This is a genomic window from Vibrio sp. 10N.222.52.B12 (assembly GCF_002875385.1).
GTDB classification, from domain to species: Bacteria; Pseudomonadota; Gammaproteobacteria; order Enterobacterales; family Vibrionaceae; genus Vibrio; species Vibrio jasicida.
The window spans coordinates 158,458-174,110 of the sequence record NZ_MDAW01000117.1 but is presented as its reverse complement, the minus strand read 5'-3'; the positions used below and the strand labels follow the sequence as shown (position 1 = coordinate 174,110).

The window sequence follows — 15,653 nt, the reverse complement described above, 5'->3', positions numbered from 1 at the left end:
GCAAGAAGTATGGCCTCGAAAGGTTGTTGGCAGAGCTTGTCCTTAGAAAGACAAAATGAACCGAATCCCGAAAAATAAAAAGGGCTGATGTTCTCACATCAACCCCTCTCTCTATTCTCGAAGTGTAGAGTTCTCGTTTCTCGACTCTAGCCTCTCAATTCTTTAGTACTGGTCTTCAGACCATCCATCGCTGTCCGACATATCCGGTGCGCCAGCAATGGCGTTTTCTTCGTCAGCCCATTCACCAAAATCAATCATTTGGCATTTCTTGCTACAAAAAGGGCGGTGAGGGCTTTGCTCTCCCCATTCTACGTCTGCACCGCATTGTGGGCATGGCACGATAGTAATTTTAGACATGATTAAAGAGTCCCATTATGTTGAGGTGTCAAAGGGGGTATAGAAATAATAGTGTGCGTTGGTTTTAGCTACAAACCGCGAGTTCAAACTCAACGTCTTGCGTGCAAGCTTGTCCGCTTTCAAACGACATAAACTTAATCGCGAAGCGGTTCTTATGGCCTGAAATCATCGGATAGACGCCATATTCCATAGGGATGTGTAAACGAAGGATATTCGCTTCATCAGCGTCGCTTTGGAAGAAGCCTGCACGAGCGATTTGTGCTTTGAAGTGGCCTGTTTCGCGAGTCAGTTTTAGCCATAAAGCGAGTGCATCGGACAACGGCTTTAAGCTCTCTTGCCATTGGGCTGCATCGTGCTTTTTGCGTTCGATAGGAAGGTGTAACCAATAATGCAAGGCTGGCAAATCAAAACAGCAAGAACCACCAGGAAGATTAAAGCGCTGGCGAATTGAGCTTAAAAAACGATCTTCTTTCAACGCTTGGCCGAAACGTTCAGCAGTCATCAGTTGGCTATGAACCACATCGATCTCTTTTAGTAGCTCACTTAACGCTTGCTGATCGACGCCTTCAACGTTCAGCCAATTTCGGTAGGCCAAACGTTGTTTCTCAAGATCTTTTGCCAACTCACTTTTCAATTGAATCTGCTCAAAGATTTCAACCATGTCGAAAAGCGCACGGAAGAACAACTGATATTGGTGATTATCGGCAAAACCAGAGGCTAGGTGAGCCTGACGCAGCAAAGACTCAACTCTCAGATAGATGCGAGTTTTCTCATTTAACGGATGTTCAAATTTGTGCGTGGTCATCGACATAAGCCTTGGTGAGTTTCATTCCTATTTTCGCAGATTTTTCTTACACATGGCTAGGTACTTTTCGTGTAAATCTGTGATTTGAAGCAAAAGATCAGGGTCGTTTGGGTTATTTCTCACCACATCATTCGCAATCGCGAGTCTTTGCGCTTGTGTTGCTTGTGAGGCTAAGATCGCACGAGCTTGATCTTCACTTACATTATCACGTTTTACCGTTCTTGCGATTTGAGTTTCCGGTTCAACATCAACCACAAGCACTCGGTCACACAGGCTATCAAGCTTGTTTTCGATTAAGAGCGGGACAACCAATAGCGCATACTCTGACTCCACTTGCTCTAAATCTTCGATCATTTTTTCACGAATCATCGGATGTAGTAGGGCGTTTAGCCACGCTTTCTCCTCCGGATTAGAGAAAATTTGCTCTCTTAATTTTGCTCTATCAAGGCTTTGGTCTTCTCGTACAATATCAATGCCAAAATGTTCAATGATCGCATTGAGTCCAGTAGATCCCGGTTCTACGACTTCGCGGGCTACAATATCCGCGTCAACAACGTCTATTTTGAATTGCTGTTTGAATAAGTTTGCAACGGTGGTTTTACCGCTTGCAATGCCGCCTGTTAGGCCAATAACAAAAGCCATTTACACTCCTAGAATCGACGTGAAGTACCAGTTTAGAATCTGGTTACCCCAAATAAGGCTCACCCAACCTGCAATCGCAAGGTAAGGGCCAAAGGGGAACGCTTTTTCGATACCCTGCTTTTGTAAACGCAGTTGTATCAGGCCGAAAATAACGCCCACAACCGACGACAGTAAAATGATCATCGGCAGTGATTGCCAGCCTAACCATGCTCCAAGGGCAGCAAGCAGTTTGAAGTCACCATAGCCCATGCCCTCTTTGCCAGTCAGAAGCTTAAATACCCAGTAAACACTCCAAAGACACAAGTAACCAGCCATCGCGCCAATGATGGCGTCTTGTAGGTTAACAGGACTAACGCCAGACAATGCAAGTGCAATACCTGCCCACATTAATGGCAGCGTTAGTTGGTCTGGTAGCAACATAGTATCGAGGTCGATAAACGTGGCGGCAATCAATACAAAGGTAAAGAAAACCAGCGCAACAGTGAAGTAACTAAAACCGAAGTGAAACGCGATAAAACCCGAACCAAAAGCAGTAAGCAATTCGATGAGAGGGTAGCGAGCACTAATCGAGGATTTACAGTTATGGCACTTGCCTTTCAGAAGCAGCCAGCTAATGACAGGAATGTTGTCACGAATGCGGATCGGCGTTCCGCACTGTTGACAGGAAGAACGAGGGATACTTAAGGTCAGTGTTTCCTTCGGTGCTTCAATTTTGTATTCAGGGAATGATTCAGCGCACTCGCGTCGCCATTCTAGTTCCATGATCTTGGGTAAACGGTAAATAACCACGTTGAGGAAACTACCCACGATCAAACCAAAAATTGTGGCAAATACAACGAATAGCCATGGGTAGTACTGGAATACTTCCATATCTGTCTCTTGAACGATGAATCAAATAGCAAAGTGCTGTTTTGATGGGATTAATTTGCTAAAGCAACATTCTATCCCAATACGCTCATTAAGTTAAAGATTGGTAAGTACATTGCTGTGACCAATCCGCCAACGACGACCCCAAGAAAAACAATGATCAACGGCTCTAAAATTTTACTCAGATTGTCGACGGTGTTATCCACTTCAAACTCATAGATCGCGGCAATTTTGTTGAGCATATCGTCTAAACGTCCGGATTCTTCACCGATCATTACCATTTGCAGCACCAATTCTGGGAATACGTTGCAATTGCGCATTGCGATATACATTGGCATACCCGCTGCGGTATCTCGGTAGACCTCTTCGATGGCAAGTTGATAATGCATATTACCGGATGTTTTAGAGGTGGTTTTTAAGCTTGTCAAAATGGGGATACCGGCGGTAAAACTGGTTGCAAGAGTACGGCTGAATTTCGCAATCGCCGCTTTGGATAAGACGGGGCCGAGTATAGGAAATCTTAAGCTCGATCGAGCCAACAATAATCGGAAAGAGTCCGAACGTTTAGCCATGATACGGGAGGAAATAAATAAGCTTAATGCACTGAGCCCAATAAAAGGCCCCCAATTTTGTGTCCATGCCGAAAGATTTAAGACCATTTGAGTAAATGCAGGCAGGTCGGCGCCAAAGCCAACAAACATCTTTTCGAACTCAGGTATCACTTTGGTGAGCATGAGGTAGGAGACCCCTAGCGCGACCAAAACTACCATCGCCGGATAGATGAGTGCTTTGATAACTTTTGCTTTCAATTGTTCGCTTTTTTCTCGGTAAGTCGCCAGACGTTCAAATACCTGAGGTAAGTTACCGGACTGCTCACCGGTTGCGATTAAATCAGTATAGAGTGGATCAAAATGCGTGCTGGCGGTTCGCATGGCTTTGGACATCGGCGTTCCTGCTTCTACTGCTCGTGTTACGCTCATCAGTATTGATTTCATCTCAGCTTTTCTATGGTTTTCTGAGACAAGCTTCAGAGCTTGAACGATGGGAACGCCGGTCATTAACATGGTAGCGATTTGACGGGTAAATACCGTAATGTCTTTGCCTTTGACTCGATGACTCAGTTTCGTGATAAAAGAAATACTGCCTTTCTTTAGCTTCTTAATTTTGATGTGTTGAGCATCTAGGCGTTCTCGCACTTCAATTTCTGTCATGGCTAACACTTGTCCGGAGGTTTTCTTCCCTGAGCTGTTAGTGCCTTTCCAGCGGAAACTTTTAAGTTGTGGGGCGTTAGTTTTCATAGAATCGATGACTGCCTAATAAACGTAAAGATCAGAAGTAGAGAACGCGTTGTAATTCGCTAAAGCTGGTGATGCCTTGTTTAAGTTTTTCTATACCGGACATTTGTAAGGTGTGCATACCGTTTTTGATAGCAAGTTTTTCTAACTCATGAACGGATGCGCCTTTAATTAGTGCTTCGGAAAGCGTCTCGTCAAAGCGCATCACTTCATAAATGCCGGTTCGACCAGAATAACCTTGGGTACATTCGTTACAGCCATCTGGGTTCGCTTGAAAGATGTTTTCCGTGGAGTGGATGCCAATATGTTGCAGTTGTGCATTCGGCTCTTGAGGTTGTTTGCACTGAGGGCATAGCTTTCTTGCTAAGCGTTGAGCGATGATCAAGCTCAATGATGAAGCAAGGTTAAAGCTCTCAACCCCCATATTGGATAAGCGAATCACGGTTTCAGCGGCAGAGTTGGTGTGCAGAGTAGACAGAACTAAGTGGCCAGTTTGTGAGGCTTTAATGGCGATCTCTGCCGTATCTAGATCGCGGATCTCACCCACCATGACCACATCAGGATCCTGACGTAAGAAAGAACGAAGTGCTTCAGAAAAACCAAGACCAATTTTGGGCTGGACTTGCACTTGGTTGATGCCAGGCAGGTTAATTTCAACGGGGTCTTCCGCAGTAGAGATATTGATCTCTGTTTTGTTTAGAAGACTTAACCCTGTATAGAGCGAGACGGTTTTGCCACTCCCCGTCGGGCCTGTCATTAAAATCATGCCTTGTGGCCGTTTTAGCGCATCCAGATAAAGTTGCTTCTGCTCATCGCTGTAACCCAAGCGGTCAATATTTAGTGAGGCGGAGCTGCTGTCGAGCAAACGTAATACGATTTTTTCGCCAAATAGCGTTGGTAGTGTCGATACGCGCATATCAATCGCAGTATCTTGGTTTAGCTTAAGCTTGATACGACCATCTTGCGGTAAGCGTCGTTCGGCGATATCGAGTTTGGATAAGATTTTAATACGCGCCGATAAACGGCGACTTAAATGACTCGGTGGTTGTTGGCTTTCAACGAGAATACCATCACAACGTAAGCGCACTCGATACATGTTTTCGTAGGGTTCAAAATGAATATCCGAAGCGCCTTTACGCACGGCATCCAACAAAATCTGATTAATGTAACGACTGACAGGCGCTTCGTCTTGGCTGAGATCTTCGATGTTGTCGATTTCATCTGCACCAATATCAACCAGACCTGCTAGTTCATCTTGGTTGATCTCTTTTAATCCGGACTTTTCCTGTCCTAGTGCTCGACCATATAAGCGCCTAATTGCCGCACTGAGTTCACGAAAATCCGCAAGAACAAGCTCAACCTGTAGTCCTGTCGCAAAACGAAAGTCATCTTCAGCTTGGAGATTAGTCGGATCAGCTACCGCCAAGATCAGAGTCGAAGAACTGCGATTGAGCGGCAGAGCATTATGGCGAGTGATCAGATCACGTAAGCCCAACGTTTGGCAAAGCGAAGCGTATTCGTACTGATTGAGAGAGGTGCAAGAAAGCCCAAAGACAGAGCTTAGGTGTTCCGTCAATTCATGGGATTGGAAAAAGCCAGAATTGAGCAAAGCCTCCGGCATTGAAATGCCAGAAGCTTTAGCTTGCTCAAGTAACGATTCTTCTTGGGAGAAGGTCAGTATTCCCGCTTGACGAAGAACCGTTGAGAGGTTGGTTAGCATTTGAATTTATCTACAAGCTTTTGGTACTTCTTCAGTTGTTAATTTGCTGCTTGTTGTAAACGTACATGCCCATCCGCTTGTGGATTTTGCAATTTCAACATAAGCAGTACTAATAGAAGAAGTTGAGCCAAACAAAAATTTGATAGTTCCATTTGCACCACTGATACTTTCAAAAGATAGCGTACCAAGCTTATTCATTCCCGTTGTAGCCCCAACATCGGTAAAGCCTGTTGTGCTATTTGGTGGGAAATTACCTTTTTCTTGAATGTACATGTCAATATTTGTGATCAATGATTTTGCTGTTGCTAAACCTGTAGCTGCTTCCGACTTTTTAACGTAATTTTGATAAGCTGGTATAGCTATTGCTGACAAAACACCAATAATCGCCACCACAATCATTAATTCAATCAGCGTAAAACCTTGCTGCTTCTTCTGTTTATTCGTTTTCATTTTGTTTCCTTAAGAGAAATTTAGTTAATGCTTATGCATGGAACAGAAGAGTAAAAAGAGTAGAAACAAGTGGAAACTAGCAAGGGGATGCCTTCCGAGTGAGGTAAAAATCTTTAGGTTGAAGTTGCATATTGCATGCAAGGTTTTGCGAGGGGTGTTATTTTTTTAGTGGATAAAAATAAAGAGCCTTGCGGCCCTCTATTTAGTGAATCAGATTACAACATGCTGACTTTTCGGAAGTTAATATTGTTGTCGGTACTCTATTTACTTAAAGCGCATCGAAAGGTCCATCGCTTTTAGGTGCTTAGTCAAAGCACCTACCGAGATGTAATCGACGCCAGTTTCTGCGTATTCAGCGATGGTTTCTAGAGTAACGTTACCAGAGTTTTCTAACGCCGCACGACCTGCGTTGATCGCGACTGCTTCACGCATCATATCTGTCGTGAAGTTGTCTAGCATGATGATGTCTGCACCTGCTTCGATCGCTTCTTTTAGCTCGTCCAAGCTTTCGGTTTCTACTTCAACTGGTTTACCAGGGTTCAACTCTTTTGCTGTCGTGATCGCTTGAGTAATACCACCACAAGCAATGATGTGGTTTTCTTTAATTAGGTATGCATCGAATACACCAATACGATGGTTGAAACCACCACCACAAGCTACTGCGTATTTAAGCGCGCTACGTAAACCTGGAATCGTTTTACGTGTATCTAATAGACGGCACTCTGTATGAGCAATTTTTTCTGCGTACTCAGCGGTAATGGTCGCGCAACCTGAAAGGGTTTGAATAAAGTTCATTGCGTTGCGCTCGCCAGTGAGCAAATCACGAGCAGGACCAGTCAATGTACACAGTGTCTGATTTGGTTCTACCTTGTCACCATCTTTTACATGCCACTCGATGGTCACTTTGCTACCCAGTTGTTTGAATACTTCATCTGCCCACGCTTGGCCACAAAACACACCGTGTTCACGAGTGATGATGGTTGCAGTGTTAATCGCGTCAGCTGGGATAAGCGATGCGGTGATGTCTTTATCGACATCCAATGTACCACCTAGATCTTCTTTTAGGGTATCGGCTACAGCGCGAGTGATTTCTAATGGAAGTTGTTGCTTAAGATATTCTAGGCGTTCTTGGCTGTTGTGTGTGTTCTTCATCGCAAATCTAGTCTTGAAAGGGAGATGGCAACGAATGATACTCTCCGGTGTCAATAATTTCAGCAGTTAATTTGCAAAGTAGAGAGGTTGATATGTGCCTAAAAATAGAGAATGGTTGGTTGACGCAAGCGAAGCATGTCCCGTCGCCATTTTTTGATGCTCGTTCAGACAAAGAAGATATCTCTCTGCTGGTGGTGCACAACATCAGCTTGCCACCGGGTCAATTTGGTGGATGTTATATAGAGGATTTTTTTACCGGCAATCTTGACCCCAATGCTCATCCGTTTTTTGAGGTGATTCACAAAATGGGCGTTTCGGCGCATTGTTTAATTAAGCGTGATGGCGAGATTGTTCAGTTTGTTTCTTTTTTAGACAGAGCTTGGCATGCCGGACAATCTAGCTTCGCTGGCCGTGAACGTTGTAATGACTATTCAATTGGTATTGAGTTGGAAGGCACCGAGTTTGTTGCGTACACAGAAGAGCAATATCAATCACTTACTGTATTGACCCAATCCGTTATGCATTCCTACCCAAAAATTACCTTGCCGAGAATTACGGGGCATCAGTATATCGCTCCCTTGAGAAAAGCCGATCCCGGGCTAAGCTTTGACTGGGCCAAGTTCAGACAACAAGTACAAAGTTAACTTGTAGCAAAAGTGTAAATTCAAAAAACAGAAATAAATAAGGCATACACTCAGGTATGCCTTTTTTTGATACAAGAAATATGAAGGCTTGTTAAAAGTTAACGACATTTTGGGGCGTTAAAACGGTTCGTGACGAAAAAATGACCCGGTTTTTTTGTCATTTTTTGTTTTTGTTGATCAAATTTACTAGCACGAAGACTTCCCATCTGTTTTGTTTATGTAATTGGTCATACCAATTTTATTGCTGTTTTAATGGTCGATTGTTATCAAAGTGTTGGTTGTAAGTCCGTTCTATGATTTAGGTCAACTTTTGGCTGGACAGTCACGTTTTAATTATGTTAATTTCTGCACCAACTTAAAATTGGTATTACCAATTACCTGCAAGAGTAGAAGAACAATAAATTATGGCTTATCAAAGGATTCGTCAGCCAAAACTCTCTGATGTTATTGAACAAGAGTTAGAAAGGTTGATTGTGGAAGGAACACTCTCTCCGGGGCAGCAATTGCCACCAGAGCGCGAACTCGCAAAGCAGTTCGATGTGTCTCGTCCATCTGTCCGTGAAGCCATTCAGCGTTTGGAAGCGAAACGTCTGCTTACTCGTCGTCAAGGCGGTGGCACATTCGTAAGTGAAAACATCTGGAAGAGTTTCTCAGACCCTTTGCTGAATTTGTTATCTACCCACTCAGAGACGCAATTGGACTTGCTTGAATCGCGCCATGCGATGGAAGGCATTTCAGCGTACTTTGCAGCATTACGTGGTACCGATGAAGATTTTGCTCGTATTCAGGCATGCTTGAATCAAATCAGCGAAGAGCAAAAAGGCGGCAACGTTGAAGCTGAAGCGGTAGCAGTAATGCAATTTTTGATTGCATTAACCGAAGCAGCGCACAACGTCGTTCTCCTTCATATTGTTCGTAGCCTTGCGCCTTTGCTTGAGCAGAATGTTCTACAGAATCTAAAGCTCTTACATCGCCGCGATGAAGTGGTCGATAAAGTAAGTAAACACAGAGCTAATATCGTGGATGCGATTGTTTCTGGTCAGCCTGAAAAGGCGCGTGAAATGTCTCACTCACATTTAGCTTATATCGAAGAAACATTGTTGGATTTGACTCGAGAAGAGTCTCGACGAGAGCGTTCTCTGCGTCGAATTCAGCAAGGTAACGATTCTTAATACAAGAACCGCTTACTTAAATAAGTAGATCCAACCAACAGAAGGATAGATCGCCATGTCTGACATGAAGCATGACGTAGATGCACTGGAAACTCAAGATTGGCTACAAGCCCTTGAATCAGTTGTTCGTGAAGAAGGTGTAGAACGTGCACAGTTTCTACTAGAAACCGTTCTAGAAAAAGCACGTCTAGACGGCGTTGATATGCCAACTGGCATCAACACAAACTACATCAACACTATTCCAGCAGCACAAGAACCAGCTTACCCTGGTGATGTAACTCTTGAGCGTCGTATTCGTTCGATTATTCGCTGGAACGCAATCATGATCGTATTGCGTGCTTCTAAGAAAGACCTAGACCTTGGTGGTCACATGGCTTCTTACCAGTCAGCAGCAGCGTTCTACGAAGTTTGTTTCAACCACTTCTTCCGTGCTCCAAACGAGACGGACGGTGGCGATCTAGTTTACTACCAAGGCCACATCTCACCGGGCATCTACTCTCGTGCGTTCGTTGAAGGCCGTCTAACTGAAGAGCAGCTAGACAACTTCCGTCAAGAAGTCGACGGTAAAGGTGTACCTTCATACCCACACCCTAAGTTGATGCCTGAGTTCTGGCAATTCCCAACAGTATCTATGGGTCTTGGTCCAATCTCTGCTATTTACCAAGCTCGTTTCCTTAAGTACCTGAACGGCCGTGGCCTTAAAGATACTTCTGCTCAACGTGTATACGCTTTCCTAGGCGACGGTGAGATGGATGAGCCAGAATCACGTGGTGCAATTTCTTTCGCTGCGCGTGAGAAGCTAGACAACCTATGTTTCCTAATCAACTGTAACCTTCAGCGTCTAGATGGCCCTGTAATGGGTAACGGTAAGATCATTCAAGAACTTGAAGGTCTATTCAAAGGCGCAGGTTGGAACGTAGTTAAAGTTATCTGGGGTAACAACTGGGATGCACTACTAGCTAAAGATACGACTGGTAAGCTACTACAGCTTATGAACGAAACGATCGATGGCGACTACCAAACATTCAAATCTAAAGATGGCGCATACGTACGTGAGCACTTCTTTGGTAAGTACCCTGAGACTGCTGCACTAGTTGCAGACATGACTGATGACCAAATCTTCGAACTGAAGCGTGGTGGTCACGATTCTTCTAAACTGTTTGCTGCATTCAACAATGCAAAAGAGACAGGTGGTAAGCCAACGGTAATCCTAGCTAAGACTGTTAAAGGTTACGGCATGGGTGAAGCGGCTGAAGGTAAGAACATCGCTCACGGTGTTAAGAAGATGGACATGACTCACGTACAATACCTACGTGATCGTCTAGGTCTACAAGACATCCTTTCTGATGAGAAAGTAGCTGAACTGCCTTACCTAAAACTGGAAGAAGGTTCTGCTGAGTACGAATACCTACATGCTCGTCGTAAAGCACTGAAAGGTTACACGCCACAGCGTCTACCTAAGTTCACACAAGAGTTCAAAGTACCAGAGCTAGAAGAGTTTGCTCCTCTACTTGGTGCTCAGAAGCGTGAAATCTCAACGACTATGGCTTACGTACGTACGTTGAACATCCTGCTTAAAGACAAGAACATCGGTAAGAACATCGTTCCTATCATCTGTGATGAAGCGCGTACGTTCGGTATGGAAGGTCTATTCCGTCAAGTGGGTATCTACAACCCAGACGGTCAAGAATACACACCTGAAGATAAAGGCATCGTTTCTTACTACAAAGAAGCAACGTCAGGTCAAGTTCTTCAAGAAGGTATCAACGAACTAGGTTCAATGGCATCTTGGGTTGCTGCTGCTACTTCTTACAGCACAAACGATCTACCAATGATCCCGTTCTACATCTACTACTCAATGTTCGGTTTCCAACGTATTGGTGACATGGCATGGCTAGCAGGTGACCAACAAGCTCGTGGCTTCCTACTAGGTGCTACAGCTGGTCGTACAACACTAAACGGTGAAGGTCTACAGCACGAAGATGGTCACTCGCACATTCAAGCGAACACTATCCCGAACTGTATCTCTTACGACCCAACATTCGCTTACGAGCTAGCAGTAATCATGCAAGATGGTATCCGTCGTATGTACGGTCCTGAGCAAGAAAACATTTACTACTACCTAACAGTAATGAATGAAAACTACGCAATGCCAGCAATGCCAGAAGGCGCTGAAGAAGGCATCCGTAAAGGTATTTACAAGCTTGAGTCTCACGAAGGTGCTAAGGGTAAAGTTCAGCTAATGAGCTCTGGTACTATCATGAACGAAGTACGTAAAGCAGCGACTATCCTAAGTGAAGAGTACGGCGTAGCATCTGACGTGTTCTCTGTAACTTCATTCAACGAGCTAACTCGTGATGGTCAAAATGCAGAGCGTTACAACATGCTTCACCCAGAAGCTGAAGCGAAAGTGCCTTACATCACGACTGTTCTTGGTAACGAACCAGCAATCGCTGCGACGGATTACATGAAGAACTACGCTGAGCAAGTACGTGCATTCATGCCAACTGAGTCATACAAAGTTCTTGGTACTGACGGCTTCGGTCGTTCAGACAGCCGTGAGAACCTACGTCGTCACTTCGAAGTTAACGCGGGCTACGTAGTAGTTGCTGCACTAACTGAACTAGCGAAACGTGGTGATGTTGAGAAGTCTGTTGTTGTTGAAGCAATTGCTAAGTTCAACATCGACACTGAAAAAACAAACCCACTTTACGCTTAATAAAGCGCTTAACTAGAAGGTAAATAAGCAATGGCAATCGAAATTAATGTACCTGACATCGGTGCGGATGAGGTTGAAGTTACTGAGATTCTTGTAAGCGTTGGCGACAAGGTTGAAGAAGAACAGTCTCTGATCACTGTTGAAGGCGACAAAGCTTCTATGGAAGTTCCAGCGTCTCAAGCAGGTATTGTAAAAGAAATCAAAGTTGCAGAAGGCGATTCAGTAACAACTGGTTCTCTTATCATGATTTTCGAAGCCGAGGGTGCAGCTGACGCTGCTCCTGCGGCAGAAGCGGCTCCAGCAGCAGCTCCAGCTCCAGCAGCAGCGGCAGCAGAACTAAAAGAAGTTCACGTTCCTGATATCGGTGGCGACGAAGTAGAAGTTACTGAGATCATGGTTAAAGTTGGCGATGCAGTAGAAGAAGAGCAATCACTTCTAACTGTAGAAGGCGACAAAGCTTCTATGGAAGTACCAGCACCATTTTCAGGTACGGTTAAAGAGATCAAGATTGCTGAAGGCGATTCAGTAACAACTGGCTCTCTTGTGATGGTATTTGAGGTGGCCGGCACTCCGGTAGTTGGCTCAGGCGCAGCGGCTCCAGCTCCTGCAGCGGTTGAAGCGCCAGCAGCACCTGCGGTAGCAGCGGACAAAGAAGTTAACGTTCCAGATATCGGCGGTGACGAAGTAGAAGTTACTGAGATCATGGTTAAAGTTGGCGATACAGTAGAAGAAGAGCAATCTCTAATTACTGTAGAAGGCGACAAAGCTTCTATGGAAGTACCTGCACCATTCGCAGGTACAGTTAAAGAGATCAAGATTGCTGAAGGCGATTCAGTAACGACTGGCTCTCTAATCATGACTTTCGTTGTGGCCGGCACCCCGGTTGAAGGCGCAGCACCTGCTCCTGCGGCGGCTCCAGCTCAAGCGGCGGCACCTGTAGCTGCAGCTCCTGCGGCAGCATCTGCTCCAGCAGTAAAAGCTGAAGCTCCTGCAGCAAATGATTTCCAAGAGAACGGTGACTACGCACACGCATCTCCAGTTGTTCGTCGTCTAGCTCGTGAATTTGGCGTTAACCTATCTAAGGTTAAAGGTACTGGTCGTAAGAGCCGTATCCTGAAAGAAGACGTTCAAGCTTACGTTAAAGATGCACTTAAGCGTCTTGAGTCTGGCGCAGGTGCAGCAGCATCTGGTAAAGGCGACGGTGCTGCACTTGGTCTACTTCCTTGGCCAAAAGTTGACTTCAGCAAGTTCGGCGAAACTGAAGTTCAGAAGCTTTCTAAGATCAAGAAGATCTCTGGTGCAAACCTACACCGTAACTGGGTAATGATCCCTCACGTCACACAGTGGGATAACGCAGACATCACTGAGCTAGAAGCATTCCGTAAAGAACAGAACGCAATCGAAGCGAAGAAAGACACTGGCATGAAGATCACTCCTCTTGTGTTCATCATGAAAGCGGTAGCGAAAGCACTAGAAGCATTCCCAGCGTTTAACTCTTCACTTTCTGAAGATGGCGAAAGCATCATTCTTAAGAAGTACGTGAACGTAGGTATCGCAGTCGATACGCCAAACGGCCTTGTTGTTCCTGTATTTAAAGACGTGAACAAGAAGGGCATCTACGAGCTATCTGAAGAATTGATGGTAGTATCGAAGAAAGCACGTGCTGGTAAGCTAACTGCAGCTGATATGCAAGGCGGTTGTTTCACAATCTCTAGCCTTGGCGGTATCGGCGGTACAGCGTTTACACCAATCGTAAACGCGCCAGAAGTTGGTATCCTAGGTGTATCTAAATCTGAAATGAAGCCAGTGTGGAACGGTAAAGAGTTCGAACCACGTCTACAGCTTCCACTGTCTCTATCATACGACCACCGTGTGATCGATGGTGCAGAAGGTGCACGCTTCATTACTTTCTTAAACGGTGCACTATCAGACATTCGTCGTCTAGTACTGTAATTGAGAAAGTAATAGTTAAGGTGACTTTCGGGTCACCTTAATTCTTTATATAAAAGACTATTTTTAGACGACAATTTCTTCCATCGTTCAGAAACTGAAAGATGAATTGTTGTCTAGCTCACAGGCTAACTTAAAGCTGCTTTCACACTGTTAACATCTCTGTAAAATATTGACCGTTTGAAAGCCTAATAATTTAAGAACATCTACTCAGCCTGTTAGGGATAATGACTACAAGAGGTCACAATGAGCAAAGAAATTAAAGCCCAAGTTGTTGTACTTGGTTCTGGTCCTGCTGGTTACTCAGCTGCATTCCGTTGTGCGGATTTAGGTCTAGAAACAGTACTAGTTGAACGTTACAGCACTCTTGGCGGTGTATGTCTAAACGTTGGTTGTATTCCATCTAAAGCACTTCTTCACGTTTCAAAAGTTATCGAAGAAGCGAAAGCGATGGCTGAGCACGGTGTTGTGTTTGGCGAACCACAAACAGACATCAGCAAAATCCGTATCTGGAAAGAGAAAGTTGTAAACCAACTGACAGGTGGTCTTAGCGGTATGGCTAAGATGCGTAACGTAACGGTTGTTAACGGTTTCGGTAAGTTCACTGGTCCTAACAGCATCCTAGTTGAAGGCGAAGGTGAAGCAACAACAGTTAACTTCGACAACGCAATCATCGCTGCGGGTTCTCGTCCAATCAAACTGCCATTCATCCCACATGAAGACCCACGTATTTGGGATTCAACGGATGCGCTAGAACTGAAAGAAGTACCAGAAAAACTGCTTATCATGGGTGGTGGTATCATCGGTCTAGAAATGGGTACGGTTTACCACTCACTAGGTTCTAAAGTAGACGTAGTAGAGATGTTTGACCAAGTTATCCCAGCGGCGGATAAAGACATCGTTAAAGTCTTCACTAAGCGTATTAAAGACAAGTTCAAGCTAATGCTTGAGACGAAAGTAACTGCAGTTGAAGCGAAAGAAGACGGTATCTACGTTTCAATGGAAGGCAAAAAAGCGCCAGCAGAAGCTGAGCGTTACGATGCGGTTCTTGTTGCTATCGGTCGTGTACCAAACGGTGCACTTATCGATGCTGAAAAAGCGGGTATTGAAGTGGACGAGCGCGGCTTTATCAACGTTGATAAGCAAATGCGTACTAACGTTCCTCACATCCACGCAATCGGCGACGTAGTTGGCCAACCAATGCTTGCTCACAAAGGTGTGCATGAAGGCCACGTAGCCGCAGAAGTTATCTCTGGTAAGAAGCACTACTTCGATCCTAAAGTTATTCCTTCAATCGCTTACACTGAGCCAGAAGTGGCATGGGTTGGTAAGACAGAGAAAGAAGCGAAAGCAGAAGGCATCAACTACGAAGTGGCAACATTCCCATGGGCAGCATCAGGTCGTGCAATCGCGTCTGACTGTGCAGACGGTATGACTAAGCTAATCTTCGATAAAGAAACTCACCGCGTAATCGGTGGTGCTATCGTTGGTACTAACGGTGGTGAACTACTTGGTGAAATCGGCCTAGCGATCGAGATGGGTTGTGATGCGGAAGATATCGCACTTACTATCCACGCTCACCCAACTCTACACGAGTCTGTGGGCCTAGCTGCTGAAGTATTTGAAGGTTCAATTACTGACCTTCCAAACAAAAAAGCAGTTAAAAAGAAAAAGTAATTTTTCTTGAACGTTGAATGATAAAAACCGCTGATTCGTCAGCGGTTTTTTTAATTGGAAGAAAAGAGCGCTGTGCATGGCGATTCGGGAGCGCTCCGTTTTGGGAATCGAGAGGAGGCTATTGAAAGAGACTCTGCTCTAAAAGGAGTTGACGGGATTTGTCCCTCGAAAGACAAAATAAGCTCGCTTCTCGCTTCTCGCTT

The 15,653-nt window shown here is 44.8% G+C and carries 13 protein-coding genes; 5 read left to right on the top strand and 8 right to left on the bottom strand.

Annotation, left to right across the window (positions count from 1 at the left end):
* Positions 1–162 precede the first annotated feature (162 nt).
* From yacG to nadC, 8 genes are all read right to left on the bottom strand, one after another.
* On the bottom strand, positions 163–357 hold the full coding sequence (gene yacG / locus BCT11_RS13215; protein ID WP_038870477.1) for a DNA gyrase inhibitor YacG: 195 nt from the start codon (positions 355–357) through the stop codon (positions 163–165).
* 64 nt (positions 358–421) lie between these two features.
* Entirely contained in the window at positions 422–1,162 is a 741-nt protein-coding gene (gene zapD, locus BCT11_RS13210; RefSeq protein ID WP_038870479.1) for a cell division protein ZapD, read from the bottom strand.
* A 27-nt stretch (positions 1,163–1,189) separates the two neighbouring features.
* On the bottom strand, positions 1,190–1,804 hold the full coding sequence (coaE, locus tag BCT11_RS13205) for a dephospho-CoA kinase (protein WP_039975491.1): 615 nt from the start codon (positions 1,802–1,804) through the stop codon (positions 1,190–1,192).
* Positions 1,805–2,674: an A24 family peptidase gene (locus tag BCT11_RS13200; protein ID WP_102388502.1), complete on the bottom strand. Its 870-nt coding sequence runs from the start codon at positions 2,672–2,674 to the stop codon at positions 1,805–1,807. It lies immediately after the preceding gene.
* 71 nt (positions 2,675–2,745) lie between these two features.
* Positions 2,746–3,969, bottom strand: coding sequence for a type II secretion system F family protein (locus BCT11_RS13195; RefSeq protein WP_039975492.1), 1,224 nt, complete (start codon positions 3,967–3,969; stop codon positions 2,746–2,748).
* Positions 3,970–4,000: 31 nt separating this feature from the next.
* Positions 4,001–5,686 (bottom strand): type IV-A pilus assembly ATPase PilB, encoded by a 1,686-nt coding sequence (pilB, locus tag BCT11_RS13190; RefSeq protein WP_045420955.1) that lies wholly within the window; start codon positions 5,684–5,686, stop codon positions 4,001–4,003.
* Positions 5,687–5,692: 6 nt separating this feature from the next.
* Positions 5,693–6,136 (bottom strand): prepilin-type N-terminal cleavage/methylation domain-containing protein, encoded by a 444-nt coding sequence (locus BCT11_RS13185; protein WP_045403775.1) that lies wholly within the window; start codon positions 6,134–6,136, stop codon positions 5,693–5,695.
* A gap of 264 nt (positions 6,137–6,400) precedes the next feature.
* Positions 6,401–7,288 (bottom strand): carboxylating nicotinate-nucleotide diphosphorylase, encoded by an 888-nt coding sequence (gene nadC / locus BCT11_RS13180; RefSeq protein ID WP_102388501.1) that lies wholly within the window; start codon positions 7,286–7,288, stop codon positions 6,401–6,403.
* A gap of 92 nt (positions 7,289–7,380) precedes the next feature.
* Between nadC and ampD the strand changes: the two genes are divergently transcribed.
* The 5 genes from ampD to lpdA all read left to right on the top strand — a co-directional run bounded on the left by ampD (position 7,381) and on the right by lpdA (position 15,450).
* The gene (ampD, locus tag BCT11_RS13175) at positions 7,381–7,932 is read left to right on the top strand and encodes a 1,6-anhydro-N-acetylmuramyl-L-alanine amidase AmpD (RefSeq protein ID WP_102388500.1); all 552 of its coding nucleotides are present in this window, start codon (positions 7,381–7,383) and stop codon (positions 7,930–7,932) included.
* 404 nt (positions 7,933–8,336) lie between these two features.
* Positions 8,337–9,104 carry a pyruvate dehydrogenase complex transcriptional repressor PdhR gene (pdhR, locus tag BCT11_RS13170; protein ID WP_039975497.1) on the top strand — a complete coding sequence of 256 codons (768 nt, stop codon included), beginning with the start codon at positions 8,337–8,339 and terminating at the stop codon, positions 9,102–9,104.
* 55 nt (positions 9,105–9,159) lie between these two features.
* Positions 9,160–11,823, top strand: coding sequence for a pyruvate dehydrogenase (acetyl-transferring), homodimeric type (gene aceE / locus BCT11_RS13165; protein WP_102388499.1), 2,664 nt, complete (start codon positions 9,160–9,162; stop codon positions 11,821–11,823).
* A 30-nt stretch (positions 11,824–11,853) separates the two neighbouring features.
* Complete coding sequence (gene aceF, locus BCT11_RS13160; protein ID WP_102388498.1) at positions 11,854–13,776, top strand: pyruvate dehydrogenase complex dihydrolipoyllysine-residue acetyltransferase; 1,923 nt, start codon at positions 11,854–11,856, stop codon at positions 13,774–13,776.
* A 243-nt stretch (positions 13,777–14,019) separates the two neighbouring features.
* Positions 14,020–15,450, top strand: a complete 1,431-nt coding sequence (lpdA, locus tag BCT11_RS13155; protein WP_038870499.1) for a dihydrolipoyl dehydrogenase — start codon at positions 14,020–14,022, stop codon at positions 15,448–15,450.
* The last annotated feature ends 203 nt before the right edge of the window (positions 15,451–15,653 follow it).